We start from the raw sequence: 15,183 nt of genomic DNA, 5'->3' as shown, positions 1-15,183 counted from the left end.
AGTAGATAATCTAGCGTGGTAAAGGGTGGGTAATTGAAATACCTACCCACTTTTCTTAAGCTGCTATTAATTCTTCCGTCTGAGTCTCGAATTCTAGCATCCACTTCCACATAGGGATAGTGCTAGTATTATCTGTATCTATATTAGTAAAAGCGTCAAATTCTTGCCTTTCCTTAATACTGATGGGAATAGAAAGTACTGTCTGACAATTATAGTTTACCCCGTCATCAGTATGCTGTTCCACTGCTAAATAGCTTCCAAATAGAGAATCTGACTTTGAAGATACTGTATTGTGTTCGAGATGAACTTCCGTTGGTTTTAAACCTTTGATAGCATCTTTTACAGAGATACAATTTACACCTTTTTGACTCAGCCAATAATGCGCGGCTGAGTCATTTTCCCAAAAGCAATCACTGTTACGCACTCTGAACACAATCCCCAGGTGTTCGTCACCCTTGTAAACATTGTAAGCAGTTTGAATATCAGTGCGTCCCAGGTAGTGCAGGCGATAGTCGTCTTGGGGCTGGCACAAGTCCACTGCACGGATGCCGTGATAATTGCAGTTGCCGCAGCCGCCTCCATTGCAGGTGGGACAGATGGCGGCAGGTGAATTCCACTTGGGAATGCTGAAGTCCCATTCCACCAGGGGTTGTTTTGCTGTGGTTATTTCTGTGGTGTCGTCTGCTGATGCGGGTTCTTCAGTAGTTGATGATTGAGCAGTGGCAGGTAACAGAGCGAATAAAGTCCCCCGCTTGTAGTGCCAGCAAATATCGCTGTAACACTTTTGCCACCAGCCACGGCGGAACACTTCTCTGCCATTGACCATCGCTACCCAACGCTGAGTCAAGTGACTGTCGTCGTAAGTTATAGTTGCAATCAGTTTTGAAGCGGCGTAAATTTCGTGATCGTAAAAGCTGATTTCTACAACTGTAAATTCTTCTGGTGCTACAGCTTGCACTTGTGCTTCGATGTGACGCTCTAGCTCGGCTTGGGCAATCGCTTGCTCATCGACCTTGCGGAGTTGGGAGGATTGGTAAGTGGTGATTGCTTTCACCCAGGCATCTTTGCAGCGCTTGTCTGTAACTTCAACGGTAGCACCAATCTGGCTGTAGATTTCTTTGAGCCGAGCTATCGATTTGAGTTGCAGCTGTTGTTGGGTATATGTGGTGTATGTCATTATATTTGTTACTCCATCTGTAGAGGGTGGGAAATCTAAAAGGCGATCGCTTGAGTTGTCCAGACCGAGGCGATCGCTTTTTGCTTGATGTGTTCAGGTGCAGGCAGTTTATTTATCTTTATCTCATATATATAAATATATATGAGACGTAGAATTTTATCAATAACAATCATATATTTACCTATAGAATATTTATTAATATACATCTGAGTTGGATAAAGCATTATCTAATATGTATACTGATTAGTAGTTGATTTATCCAAGCAAGACGAGGATTAAACTAAGGGAGGTGTCGCATGAAAAAGCAGATGATTGTTTGGAAGTTAAATGAAGTGATGGCAAGGCAGCGCATCAAAAACAAAGACTTGGCAGCATTTCTTGGAATTGACGAAAACTCTGTTTCCCGGCTGAGGAAAACAGATGAAATGCCTCGCTTAACAGGAGAAAGACTTAATGGACTTTGCGTTGCTCTTGGATGCCAACCTGGGGATTTGATCGTTTTTATCCCTGACGATGAGGCAAACCCTAGACAAGATACTCCACAACAAATGGGGTTACTCCCTGGTCTGAACCAGGGAACTTTAAAAACTGCTAAACCGAATATGCAAAGCCTTGCAGCATAAAGCGATCGCCGCCGACCAAAGCACTGCGATCGCCTGCTCAATCCGTTAAGACAAAGTGAGCTTATTACAATGCTGACATATTTTTGGGAAAACCACTCAAATCAGCTCTCCAGTTCACTTTGGTTAAACTGCAACACCACAATTTTCAAGCATTTACCATAGTGGGCAAGAAAAATGCTGACACTAGAGCCAGAACAAACGCCAGAATTCGACTACAGCAGTCTCAACAGCAGCATACTCGATACCTTAGCCGCCATTGATCGATTCGAGTGGCAGGCAATAGAAGAATTGCAGTTAATGCGAGACAACCGCTATTTCAAGGATGCTGGGTACACCAGTTTTGAAAGCTATTGCGAAAAAGAACTTACCAGATATGGCGGTTACCGTCGCGTCAGGGATTTGCTCGCTGCTAGTAAGGTGGTTGACACTCTGCCAGAGTCGCTCAGGGAAAAGATTACTAAACCATCCCAGACCCGTCCCCTGCTCCGGTTAGTTAAAACACCTGACAAGTTGCGAGAAGTCGTTGCGATCGCTTCCAAAGAAAAACCCTTCCCCACTGCCGCCGATTTCGCTAAAGCAGTAAGGGAAGTAGTACCTAAAACGTCAAATCCGGCTGATACTACCACAACAGAAGAAAAACCCAAAACGCAATTGTGTCAAACGGTCAGGGTTTCATCACAATCTCATCCCCGTTACGGCGAATCTGGAGTGATTGAGGCAGACGCACCAAACACTTCACAGCAAATTGTCACTTTCAGCGATGGCGAGAGACTACTGGTAAACAATCGTGATTTGACTGATGAAAATGACACAATTGCGTCATTTTCGAGTGATCGGAAATACCCCAAAGAATATGCCGAAGTGATTGCGGATCTAAAAGAACAGCACAGGCGGGAGCTAGAGCGCTTGGAGCAGGAGTTGAGGATTGGCTTGCAAACAGAAGCTAATGCCAGAGCCGAAGCACAAATAAGAGAACAACTTGAATCATCCCAAAAACTCTACCAGCAGCAAAAGTTAGAGAACATAAAGTTACAGCAGCGCCTAGATGAGATGGAGGGGTTGAGGCAACTGGAACTGGAGAATCAGCGATTGCAGCAACGTATTCAGGAGTTAGAAAACGCCTTAGAACAACGTCCTACCCAGCAGTGGGGGAACACCATGAACCAGCAAGCAACCAAGGCACTGAACAAACAGGTGAAACTTGCCCTGGAGAAGACGATTGACCTGCGCTCGCTTGCCCAGGAACCACCCAAAGAAAACGCCCAGGAATGTCTACGGCTGATGGGCATGGCTTTGAAGAATCTGGCCAGCGCGATGAACAACACCCAAGCGCTCGAAGCTGCGGCGATAATTCTGAGGAGTGAACCGACACCGCAGGCGATCGCCTACCGTGCCGAGCAGTTGGAAATGCTGCCCCAGGCAGTTAGCGATATTAGGCGAGTGTTGTCCAAGGCTGGATGTACGTGGCAAGATTTTCGGAGCGTTGCCCAAGAATATGAGGTAATTAAATCGGATTACTGGGCGGAATTGACCACTCAGGAAACAGAGTTAATCAAATCTCTAGAAAACTCATCTACTGAACCCCGCACGATTGGCATCGGTTCTATTGTTGCTCATGCTGACCCATACCGAACTCTGTATTTGCAAAAGGGTGAAGTTGTGGAAGAGCTAGGGGAAACAGTAGTTGTAGCCTGGGAACACTGGCGTAATGAGTTGAAAAAGACTGAAACTTATTCCAGGAACGAGTTGCGATTCTGGCAACCACATACCTGAGTAAACGAGGTTTTTGGCTAGAGCGATTGCAAGCGTTAGAAACTCTGCAATCACCCTTTGAAATGTGTCCCCGCCGCTTTCTGGTAGACAACAGCTAAATTTTAACAAACCTGCTAGTTGTACTGCCAAAGCAGAGAGTGAGTTTTTAGACAAATAAATATGAATACTTAACTCCGCGACCATAGCGGAGATTAATTTCGTGCGTCAACATAAATAAGAGGTTGAAAAATGACTGCAACTATCACTCGTCCCAAGTCCAAAAAGTCTGCCGCCGCAAGTATTCCACAGTCACCATATAAAAGGCTTCATGTGATTATTCCCATAGAAGATATGCTGTGGGCATCGCAACAAAAACCCTCAGTGACACAATTGTGGCAGGAGGCGTGGACGGCTGACCCCTATGGTTCTCGGTGGATGCCGCTGACTACTGCTCTTAGCTACAGTACTTTTATCTCTGCAAAGAAAATTCTAGCTGAAAGTGGGCTGTTCATCTTCAAGCCTGACAAGTCGATTCAGGATGGCCGAGAAACTGTGCGCTGGATGGTACGGAATTTGCATGGTAGCAGAATGAAGGAGTTTTGGGAGAAAGCCAATTCTGAAAACCAACAACCAGATTCTCAAAAACAAGAACCAAATACTGAGATTTTAGAGAAAGATGCTGGCTCCGAAGAAATCCGTTATTTATACGAAGCGTCTATTTCAGGCGAAACCCAGTCAGAGCAAGCGTTTCAACAACCCTCACGAACTACTCAGGAACATCTCACAAACTCATCAAATGAGTTTGTGAGATGTATCTCTGATACGCTTTATGAGATTTTGCCCTCTTGTGAGACGGCTCACGCGCCCTTGGGGGTCGCGTCGCCTCAGTCTGTTCAAAGCGTGTCAGAGAATGAAGTTGAGTTACCTGCGGTAACGGACTGTACATCTCTACGAGAGGCTGCGCCAACGCTAGCGCTTGTGAATACTGCACAGAGTCAACCTGCTCCGTTATTGGCTGATAATCAGGACTGTGGCGTTGAAGCGATATTCCCTCATGAAGGTGCTTGTTCCACCGCGTCCGTTGCCCAAAATGAATTTTCTTCAAGTTTAGCGATGTCTAACGATAAGCCGTTTCACCTCTACACTAATCAAACTCAGGGGCAGGTAGAACAGGGAAATTCAGTTTTGTTGTCAGGAGAAAACCAAGCCTTTGGTGTTGAAGTGAAAGACTGTTATGAAGGCACTGGTTCCGCCGCACGCGTCGTAAATCCCGAAAAATGGTCGCATGAGGCGATTGTTGCGCGGTCAAATATGCGACCGGAGCGTATGCAGAAACTCAAGGTGGCAAGCACTTCGGGACAGAATCCAGGCTTTGAGTTCTTGCTCTCGTGCTGGGATGATCCGGCACTAGTGATAGTGATCAAGAAATTGCTGATAAAGTTTCCACAGTGGGGTGTTGCGATTGTGGATGGGGTGTTGCTCGATTGGGAGGGGTAACGTTATTGCCCAGTATAGCAATGCTTCATGCAATCGCTAACTTTAAAACAGGCACTATGAACAAGTAAGGGAATCAAATCACCAAAGGTTGTATTTCTCCCTAAAGCCAGAAGCGGCACAGAGGAAATCTAATGTAATTGCTCCATTTGAGTGGGCAAAGCAGGAGAGGATTGCGATTGCGATTGCGATTGCGATTGCGATTGCGATTAGCAATGTCAGGGTTAGTGTATACGCGCCTTGGTCGAGGCTGTGGAATTGCAAGAGACAATGAGGCGGTATCCGATGCAGGGGTATTAGCTACCATGACACTGAATTGGGTTCTGTCTTGCAGTATGAGGAGTAATGTTAGATGAATTAGCGCTGAGAACTATTTGACCTTTAGCATTGAGCATCGCACCTGTGGCTTCAACAATCCGTTGAGGAGCAGAGATAGTTGGTTTAATAGTGACAGGTGGTAGGGAGCGGTTGTTGTTACTGGGTTTAAAAGACACCCAATCTATTTGTGGCGCATCAGGAGTGAGAATGTCTTTAGGATTGGCTGGGAAACCGCCGCGTCCAGTGATCACAAACCGATTTTGGGCGTAGCCTGGACTATAGCAACCTCGTATTACCTCAGTATCAACTGATATTCTTGGAAACTGAAACTCAATCAAGCGGATATTAACTTCTACAAATTCTATAGGTTTTATTTCAATATTACCCCCACCAGCCCCAGCTAAAAATATACCTGCTTCATCTATACCCAGCGCTACAGTACCAGGTTCGCCTAACCCTCCTAATTCAACTCGTCCACCAAAAGCATTTAATTTTCCACTCATGCTGATATTACCACCTACCAAGAGTAAACTCTCACCATCCGGTACTCGTAAACCAAATGCATCAAAGCCTGCTGGATCTTTTCCTGCAAATGCAACTGAATTATTTTTAATCTCAGCGTTTTGATTAATTTGATTAAACAGCAATGCTGAAGGATTAACAGTCAATAAGCGTGAAGGGATATTTTTCTCAGTAGCACTAAAAAATCCAATATCTCCAAATTGCAGTGCATTCGCTGTAGTCGCAATAAAAGAGCCACCAACATTTAATTGAGCATTCTGACCAAAAATAATGCCGTTGGGATTTATCAGAAATAGGTTAGCTGTACCTTTAGTGCTGATTATCCCGTCAATGTTAGAAACTGACCCACCCGTTACTCGACTGATGATATTTTGAATATCAAGAGCATTATTAAAAGAAGCAGTACCACCAGTAGGAACAGAAAACTCGCCAAAGCTGTGAAACAAATTACTTCCTGCTTGTGTTCCTCCAGTGATATTGAGAGTGCTGCCATCGGGTGTAACGATAGAATTATTAGGCAAAGTACCATCCGGGGTAATTTGAGCAGAAGCACAATTTGCCCCGAAAGCGATCGCACCTCCAATCACCATTCCTAAAAAACAAGGATTAGTCATCCCAAACATCGTGACCCCCTAAGCTTTCTAAAAGATGCACTCTTTTGTAACAATTAGAGAATTAAGGTAACTCACTCATTCTGGCGACTGACACCTTTATTCTTTATGATTAAAAATTACAACCAATTGCCCAGAAGAACATAAGGGGCCCAAAAATACGGACGATTCTCTTTAGCTAGAATCGCAAGTTGGGCGCGTTGCAGAGCTTGGGCTTTAGTTACCCCAGCATCCAACTAGGCTGTTGACTCTGTACCCTTTAGCCCACAAGACTTCATGCAAAAACTGTGTTTTTTATTTTGGCGTAAAGATGGCTGTCACCAGCGCTTTCATACAAGTACAAACCAGCACGAATAATTTTTCGGGAAACTACCGAAAAATAGCCAAAGTCAACAGCCTAGCATCCAACTGCCGATATAATTCACTCATAAAGTCAGTAGTAGATTCATCATCAATTGTCCACAAAGTAGCTAATGTACTACGTGCGCCTGCTCGCACAGCAACTCCAGCTAATCCTAAAGCAGCTCGTTTATCTCCAGTAGCGGTTTTACAGGCACTAAGGACAAGTAATTCAATTGTTTCTGGTCGGCTTTCACCTCTAGCCCGTAGTAAACTATCTAACTCCCTAACTTTCAGTAAGCTATCCCAGGTCAGAATATAGGTTTGTTCAATATCTGAACTAAATTGGCCATGAGTAGCTAGATGCACTACCGAGAAGGGAGTAGATTGAATTTGCTTTTGTAGATTAGCTTTAGTGAACTGTTGATTTAAGAGTTGTTTACTTGATTTAACTTCAGATTGAACTTGTTTTAATTCCTGAGTAACATTTAAAAGTTCTGGAAAAGATTTACCTTCAATCACTCGTTCTTGCTCAACCCCAGCGATTAAAACGTTTAGCCGTACATTTTGTAAAGGTTTAGGGGCAAGCAGTTGTAGCCCAGGCATCAAAGAAATAGCATACTTTTCTATGAGGTATTTCTGCTGTTGTTGATCATAAAGAATTGCCATCGGGATATTCCGCAAAGAACCATCCAGCACAAATACTAAGGATGTTATACCCTTGTTTGCCAAATCTGATTCAATTGGTCTAATTAGCCAGTCATATAACTGTTGTGAGCGCTGCTTAACATCAGGCTCTCGGCTAGCAACAGGTAAATCTTTCTGTAGTTGTTCTACAGTTTTTTCTAATACACCTTTAGGGACTTTAGCTGTTTGACGGGAGATTGTATCTTGCCCTGGTAGCCTAGTAATAATCTCTAATCGGTTATCTAAAATAATTGGATAGATAACAGCTGTGGATTTTTCCTTTTCAACTAACTTATCAAGGTCAACTCTTGGTAGCAAACAAGGTGAACGAAAGAAATTATCTAACTCTGCTAACTGGAGAGATTCAATTACCTGACGAGCTTGAACGAGATTATCTGGCTTTTGAACCGTATTTTCCGGAAGTTGTAATAGTAAATCAACATACTGTCGATATACAGGTTCTATGCTCTCACGGAAAGAAAATTGTACATCAGGATTTATTGCAACTAAATCATTCCGAAGGGACTTGAGAGCGTTATAAGCTCGACTATAAGCATCTGTTGCTGCTGGAATATCGGATTGTTTTTGCAGTATCCGTCCCATCTGCCAATGCCATTGATAAGCAATATCTTGGGCATCAATGGACTCAGCCTCCACCAAAGCTTGCTGTGTAAGACCTCTGGCATCAGCTAACTGTCCGGTTTGTTCGTACAGTTCACCAAGAGTACCAAGAGCATAAGATTCGGTTCGTTGATCTTTTAAACTCTTAGCCACTTGCACAGCTTGGGCTAGCATTTTAGCAACATTTTTTGGCTCAACTGAGCTTTGTGTCATTTTGCTCAGACTTTGAGCAAAATTAATCCGGTAGTTAACAGCCGTTCGACTTGGAGGCAAATTGTCTATCCCCGACTGAATTGATGGCAATAAAGCTTTTGCTGTGCTAACTTCCTGTTGCTCTATCAACAGTCTTAATAAATTCAATTGGGATTGGAGGCGCACAGTAGGCGTCGCAGATACAATCTGTACTGCTTGCTGATAATATTGGATTGCTGTTTTGGCGTAAGCTTTTGCACTGCTTGAGTCACCCAAACTCAATTGAGCATAAATTTGAGCGCGAGCTGTATTACCTAAACTCAATAAAGCATTACTTTGGGCGAGTACATCTCCTGCCCGTTTAGCCACAGAATAACTTTCTTCTAGGGTTTTGTGTGAGTCATTTAAATAACCCAAACTTCGCAAGACATTTCCTAAGCTATACAATCCTGTAGCTTTTACAGGAGAATCTGGTTGTTTTTGGAGATTTTCTCGTACCGAAGTTAAAGTCTTATCTGCTTGTAGATAATTTCCCAAAGCTTGCATTGCTTGGGCTTGATTAATACGATTGCGAGCCAGCGCTGATATATCATCCAAGTTTTGATAGATTTTAGCCGCTTCTTGCCAAGTACTTAGAGCTGATTCAGTTTGTCCTTGTGCTAATTCCAGCCCACCGCGAACATCTAAAGCTTGAGCAAAGACTTGGGATTGTTCTTGCGAAGAATCTGACAATTTGAAAGTTTGCAATAGTTTAATACTTTGTGCGATCGCTTCATTGGCTTCAACCCATCGTCCTAATTGCTGATAAGCTAAAGAAAGGTTAGTCAAAGCTATAACTTCGTTCAATACATCATTAGTAGCTTTAAATTCATCTACTGCTTTTTTTAGAAGTTGTACTGCTTCTACAAATTGTCCCCCTCCATAAAGTGCTTGACTTTGCTGCACTAAACTGAAAATCTGGGCTTGGTTAACGACAGGCTTTGTTGCTAGAACAGTATCAGATATAATTTTAGATTTGGCAAAAGCTGTTGTTAAGGAAATATGGTCATTAGCAAAAACCGAACCAAGTACACACAAAAATACAGTAAACAATGATAATAATAAATATTTGAAAAATTTCATATATATTATAGAATTATAGATTTTATTTTAGATGTATTTCTGATAATTTACTCTTATAAACAACTAGTAATATTACGTTTGTCTGGAGTAATGTCCTAGCAACGAAAAAGTAACGTTTGCTAAAATTTCGGTGTTTTTAACATCACGTATTCGCTCCTTCGTATAAGGTTAAAACGGGTTATATTGTACAAAAAAATACAAACCGTTATCTTGCCATGTATTACCTTGAGTATCAACAGAAATTAAAGGGATACCCCATTCAACAGCAGCAGTAAAGTTATTCCCTTGTAACCAACGCAAACCTAAACCAATAGAAGCTAGAGTATTAGTAGTATTAGTATTATTCTCTTCTCTACTCGATGAATTGTTCCAAGCAGTGCCAATATCAACAAATGGAGTAACTTGCATAATTCCATTCCATTGTGGTACACGCACAATTGGTAGCCGTAACTCAACAGAAGCAAGAGCACCATTATCTGCTAATAGTAAATCTTGACGATACCCTCGTACACTATCGATACCACCTAAACCAAATTGTTCTGAAGCTAAAAGTGTTGTAGAAGCCACTTGCACATCGCCACGAATTAATAATAAAGTATCAGGAGCTAACAGGCGTACCCATTGTGCTTGTCCTCGCCAAGCAAAGAAGCGGCTATCAGGGTCATTCTCATTAACTGTGGCATTAAAGGCACCAGTTCCCAGACTAAATTGGGAACGAGCCGCAATTACCTCTTGACTATTGCGAAGAGTCCACTCTTGAAAAAACCGCAACGCAGAAACACGAGTGTTCCCTTCTGCATCAGCCCCTGGTGAAAGTAGATAAAGGGGGATATCCTCCTGTTCTAGCACAGAGGAGGAAATATCACTTTCTCTGCGAGAAGCCGTGACTCCTAAAGCGAATTCTTGGTTAGGAGTTTGCACTAAAGGCTGCCGAAATGTCAGTTCATAATATTGAGAAGCTGATTCGATATCTAGTTTATTGAAAGGACGTTCAATGATATTAGCTGATGTGTTGCCATAGCTGAAGGTAAGAGTACCATTGCGGGGGTTGACAGGCAAGCTGTAGCTGGCGTCTATGGTATTACTGCCATCAGTATTGCTGTATGCTAACGATGTACTATCTCCAAATCCTAGCAAGTTGGCTTCGTTAACTTGTAGTTGTCGTCGGAAACTACCAATACTAGGGGAACGACCATTGTCAAATACTGTTTGTACATTGAATGTATCTGCTTCTGTTACTTTAATAGCCAACAAATTAGCGCCAGGACGTGAGCCAGCAGATAATTCAGCGGACAAGTTTTGAATTAAAGGGTTAAGTTGTAATAGTTGCAGAGACTCTAGTAGGCGTTTTTGATTTAAAGGGGCAGATGCGCCATTAGCTATACGGCTGCGAATATAGTTAGGGTTGAGCCGCCTAGTTCCAGTTATCTGAATATCCTCTAATTTCCCTTCAATTACCTGGATTTGAACAACACCGTCAGTGAGAGTTTGTTCAGGAATATAAGCTCCAGAAGTGACGTATCCCGCATTAATATAAAGTTCGGTAATTTTGGAACGAGCTTCTAATAATTGTGCAAATGTTATTGGTTTGTTAATCAAGCCAGCAAATACTTGATTTAATTTGTCTGGACTAAATACTGTACTCCCAATGACTTCAAACTGTTTAACAGTAAAAATTTGCGGTGTTGTAGTCAGCGGTTCATCTAATGGGGGCAGGAGTTGATCTGGTTTGAGTAATTCGGATGGAGGTGGTAGTTGGGATGGTGGAGACGGTATTGGTGGTATTTTAGGTGAAGGTGGTTGGACATCCTGCGGCGGCGGGAGTTGTTGACTTGTGGGAGAATTGTTTTGAGGTAGTTGTACACGATTTATTATCTGCGCCCTGCTAGGTGTAGTTGTCAAACTACTGAGCAATACGAGTAAGCAGGGGGCAACAAAAGTTTGAGTAACTTTAGCGACCATTACACTGAATTGGGTTTTGCTTGAAAGTGCGAGGAGTAGCGGTGGATGAATTAGCACTGAGGACTATTTGACCTTTGGCATTCAACGTTGCGCCTGTAGCTTCAACAATCCGTTGAGGAGTAGAGATAGTTGGTTTAATAGTGACAGGTGGTAGAGAGCGGTTACTGCTACTAGGTTTAAAAGACACCCAATCTATTTGTGGCGCATCAGGAGTGAGTATGTCTTTCGGATTGGCTGGTAAACCGCCGCGTCCAGTAATCACAAATCGGTTTTGGGCGTAACCTGGACTATAACAGCCTTGGGCTACCTGAGTGTCAACTGGTATTATTGGCAATTCAACCAAGCCACTGTTAGGGTCGATATCTGGAGTATTTAGTTCTACAGTACCGTTAATGCCAAACTGGGAACTAGCAGTGATATCGCTTGTTTGTGGGTTTTCTTTGTCTCGAAATTGAGTGCCGTAAACACCAAAAGCGCTGATTTTAACGTTCCCTCCCCTACCTGTGAAAGCATTAGCAGTAATATCACTATTTTCATTGGGGACAGCAATAATAAAGCCATGAGGAGCATTGATAGTGATGTTTCCACCGTCTCCACCCTGGTTTTCAATGCCTGCGGTTGTAGAAATTCTACTGCTACGGCGAATTAATAACAAATCTAGATTTTCCCGATGATTTTCTAAGGTAATATTGCCACTTTTACCAGAGGCAGTTTCGGCTATGATCGCAACTCCGTTATCCAACCGGATAGAGCGTGCTGCAACTTTTATACTGCCTGCCGCGTTATTATTCCCTTGACTAATGGTAGAGACTTTAGCACCATTGCTGATAGAAAGTGAACTGGTAGAGATGTCTATGTAACCACCATTACCTATGGCTTCCTTGTCTGCTGTGCTGAAGACTCCACTAGAAAATCCGTTCCTATCCATCCCATCAATGACAATATCGCGGGCACTGATGAATACGTTTCCTGCATCTCCCCGTCCAACAGTACTGGTAGTTATGACAGCACCATTAGTGGCAGAAAGTGAATCCGCTGTAATATTTATACTGCCCCCCTGACCCACATATTCTGTTTCCATCTGGCTATATACACCACTGGGTAAGAAATACGGTTGCACTTCATTCAAATATGAGCCTACTCCATCCAAGACAATATTGTGGGCGTTAATGAACACGTTTCCCGCACTTCCCTGCCCCAAGGTACTGGTACTTAAAGAAGCGCCATTGCTTACTCTTAGCGACTCTGCTGTAACATTTACACTGCCCCCCTGACCCACGCCAATATCTCTGACAGCGCTCGTAGCAGCACTGGATTGTCTGATTTTTTTATTTTTATCGAATCTACCCATCCCGTTAAAGACGATATCGCGAGCGTTGATGAACACCTTACCTGCATCCCCCCGCCCAAGAGTGCTGGTAGTTATAACACCACCATTAGTGACAGAAAGCGAATCGGCTGTGATGTTGATATCACCTCCCTGACCCACGCCTTGGCGGTACGCAGGGTAATATGCTGTTTCAACCTGGCTGTATACACCACTACTTTCTAATAGGGTACTTTGCCCATCAATGACAATATCACGGGCATGAATATTTACAGCACCCGCATTTCCCTTTCCTACGGTATTGGCTTCTAGTACAGCACCATTGGTTAGTGTGAGTAACCTTGCTTGAAGATTGACATTACCCCCCTGACCGATGCCAGATGATTCCACTTTGCTAAATGCACCACTGTTCAAACTACGAGCTTTTTGGTTTTCTCCATCAAAGGAAGCTGTATCACGGACATTAATAGTTACGCTACCTGTATCTCCTTGTCCGTAAGTGCCAGCATACAGCTGAGCACCACCGTTAACAGACAACGACCCCGCCGATATTTGGACATCACCTCCTTTGCCTTTTGCCTCTGTTAGCACTGCATTAGAAACAAAAGTGTCAGCATCAGCAATAGTGAATGTCTCTGTAGCATTAATTACAATATCTCCAGCTTTTACGTTAGATCCCCCTAGCCCTCTTCCTATTCCTGCCCGCAGTTGACTTCCTCGCAAAATCTTTAAGTTTCTGGCGTTGATGGCGATACTTCCGCCATTGGCTGCGCGTACATTTACATTAGCACCCCTAAGAGACACATTTGCTCGTAATACACTATCAGGAAAATTCAAACTCAAATTGTTGCCATTCAGATCAATTCCTACAGTTCCAGGTTCTGCCAATCCTCCCAACTCAACTCGACCACCAAAAGCAAACAATCCGCCGCCATTCATGCTAACGTTGCCACCTACAAGCAGCAAACTTTTACCATCAGGAACACGTAGACCTTCAGGAGTAAAATTTTTTGACGGGTCTAATTCTGCTCCTTGTGCTTGTGAGTTATTTTGAATCGGCGCTGCTGCAATTTGATTAAATAACAGAGCGGAAGGGTTGACCGTTAGCAACAGTGAAGGCACTTCTGGATTAGTAGCACTGAAAAAACCTAAATTGCCAAATCCAATCGCATTGGCTGTAGTCGCAATAAAAGAGCCACCAACATTTAATTGAGCATTCTGACCAAAAATAATGCCGTTGGGATTTATCAGAAATAGGTTAGCTGTACCCTTAGTGCTGATTATCCCATCAATATTAGAAGCTGACCCACCTGTTACTCGGCTAATAATATTCTGAATATCAAGAGCATTATTAAAAGAAGCAGTACCGCCAGTAGGAACAGAAAACTCGCCAAAGCTGTGAAACAAGTTTTTACCTGCTCGTGTTCCTCCAGTAATATTGAGAGTGCTACCATCTGGTGTAACGATGGAATTATTAGGCAAAGTACCATCCGGGGTAATTTGAGCAAAAACGTACTCTGGCGAAGAAGCAATTAGCATACCTCCCATTACCAAACTACAACCCCACCACCAATCTTGAGTTATTCCTGACATTGCACCCATCCTGTTACCCGTCTTATTTTGTCAGTTTTCTAAGTTGTAATGCTGTATGATTGCCTCTTTAGCAATATCTTGTAAACCAATGGCATTTAATAAGTCAACCCAATCTTGATTAATAGCTGTATTCTGAGGATTGGTGCGGCGTAGTTGTCCTAAATTAGTTACAGCATCGTACCATATATTATTGGTACTATAAGCAATGTACTCCCTTGGTTTTGCCGCCTTCAACTGATTATCAAGAGCCTGAGTTAGTACCTGTCTTTGCACAAACCCATCTACATAAAAATTGTCAGAGGTTTTTTGCGGATCGTTACAATAAATATGAAAATACCAGTGATATTTTTTATCTGTTTTTAAAAAGTATTGCGGTTGTGCTGGTGGAGTAATGCTGATAATCCCTGATTTTCCAGAAAGAGTAAGAGGTGTTCGGTAAACATTCTCTACACCTTTACCGTCTTGCGCCTGCAACACAAATTCTGCGAAACGCACGGTTTCAGGGACTTGAGGAACATAAAACCAAAAAGTGGGATTTTCTGCAACTGTTAATGCCAAGACTGATTTCCCTCCATCCCCAGGTACTAGAGCAGTAAGACGTTTAAGGGATACAGGACACTCAGGATTACGCCCAGCCCCGGCTCTGCGCCGACCTGTAGGTGCACCATTTCTAGGCAATTTTGGTTGCTGGAAAGATTGAAAATGCGAATTTTTAACAGGGCTTTGGGTGGAGTTAGGCAATTGTGCTTGTACTAATTCTAAATAACTGGTTGTACTAATAATTAGCAAAGGAATTGTGCAAACACTTTGAATTATTGGGATTAGTAATTTTTTTTTAATCAT

10 protein-coding genes are annotated in these 15,183 nt (G+C 42.9%); 3 read left to right on the top strand and 7 right to left on the bottom strand.

Annotation, left to right across the window (positions count from 1 at the left end; genetic code table 11):
- Window positions 1-55 precede the first annotated feature (55 nt).
- Together WKK05_RS38875 and WKK05_RS38870 are read right to left on the bottom strand one after the other, a co-directional pair.
- Window positions 56-1,177 carry a hypothetical protein gene (locus tag WKK05_RS38875; protein WP_341531868.1) on the bottom strand — a complete coding sequence of 374 codons (1,122 nt, stop codon included), beginning with the start codon at window positions 1,175-1,177 and terminating at the stop codon, window positions 56-58.
- A 35-nt stretch (window positions 1,178-1,212) separates the two neighbouring features.
- Window positions 1,213-1,350 carry a hypothetical protein gene (locus WKK05_RS38870; protein ID WP_341531867.1) on the bottom strand — a complete coding sequence of 46 codons (138 nt, stop codon included), beginning with the start codon at window positions 1,348-1,350 and terminating at the stop codon, window positions 1,213-1,215.
- 123 nt (window positions 1,351-1,473) lie between these two features.
- On the opposite strand from WKK05_RS38870, the gene WKK05_RS38865 reads away from it, so the two are divergent.
- The 3 genes from WKK05_RS38865 (at window position 1,474) to WKK05_RS38855 (ending at window position 5,049) form a co-directional block, all read left to right on the top strand.
- Window positions 1,474-1,800 carry a helix-turn-helix transcriptional regulator gene (locus WKK05_RS38865; RefSeq protein WP_341531866.1) on the top strand — a complete coding sequence of 109 codons (327 nt, stop codon included), beginning with the start codon at window positions 1,474-1,476 and terminating at the stop codon, window positions 1,798-1,800.
- A gap of 174 nt (window positions 1,801-1,974) precedes the next feature.
- Window positions 1,975-3,573: a hypothetical protein gene (locus WKK05_RS38860; protein WP_341531865.1), complete on the top strand. Its 1,599-nt coding sequence runs from the start codon at window positions 1,975-1,977 to the stop codon at window positions 3,571-3,573.
- Window positions 3,574-3,801: 228 nt separating this feature from the next.
- On the top strand, window positions 3,802-5,049 hold the full coding sequence (locus tag WKK05_RS38855) for a hypothetical protein (protein ID WP_341531864.1): 1,248 nt from the start codon (window positions 3,802-3,804) through the stop codon (window positions 5,047-5,049).
- A gap of 293 nt (window positions 5,050-5,342) precedes the next feature.
- On the opposite strand, the gene WKK05_RS38850 is transcribed toward WKK05_RS38855, so the two are convergent.
- The 5 genes from WKK05_RS38850 to WKK05_RS38830 all read right to left on the bottom strand — a co-directional run bounded on the left by WKK05_RS38850 (window position 5,343) and on the right by WKK05_RS38830 (window position 15,183).
- Complete coding sequence (locus tag WKK05_RS38850) at window positions 5,343-6,500, bottom strand: filamentous hemagglutinin N-terminal domain-containing protein (RefSeq protein WP_341531863.1); 1,158 nt, start codon at window positions 6,498-6,500, stop codon at window positions 5,343-5,345.
- Window positions 6,501-6,866: 366 nt separating this feature from the next.
- The gene (locus tag WKK05_RS38845) at window positions 6,867-9,458 is read right to left on the bottom strand and encodes a CHAT domain-containing protein (protein WP_341531862.1); all 2,592 of its coding nucleotides are present in this window, start codon (window positions 9,456-9,458) and stop codon (window positions 6,867-6,869) included.
- 168 nt (window positions 9,459-9,626) lie between these two features.
- Window positions 9,627-11,420 carry a ShlB/FhaC/HecB family hemolysin secretion/activation protein gene (locus WKK05_RS38840; protein ID WP_341531861.1) on the bottom strand — a complete coding sequence of 598 codons (1,794 nt, stop codon included), beginning with the start codon at window positions 11,418-11,420 and terminating at the stop codon, window positions 9,627-9,629.
- Window positions 11,410-14,340 (bottom strand): S-layer family protein, encoded by a 2,931-nt coding sequence (locus WKK05_RS38835; RefSeq protein WP_341531860.1) that lies wholly within the window; start codon window positions 14,338-14,340, stop codon window positions 11,410-11,412. The genes WKK05_RS38840 and WKK05_RS38835 overlap by 11 nt, the downstream gene beginning before the upstream one ends.
- Window positions 14,341-14,370: 30 nt before the next feature.
- Complete coding sequence (locus tag WKK05_RS38830) at window positions 14,371-15,183, bottom strand: DUF928 domain-containing protein (protein ID WP_341531859.1); 813 nt, start codon at window positions 15,181-15,183, stop codon at window positions 14,371-14,373.

It is taken from the genome of Nostoc sp. UHCC 0302, from assembly GCF_038096175.1.
Taxonomy (GTDB): domain Bacteria; phylum Cyanobacteriota; class Cyanobacteriia; order Cyanobacteriales; family Nostocaceae; genus UHCC-0302.
This window is presented reverse-complemented; position numbering and strand designations above follow the sequence as displayed.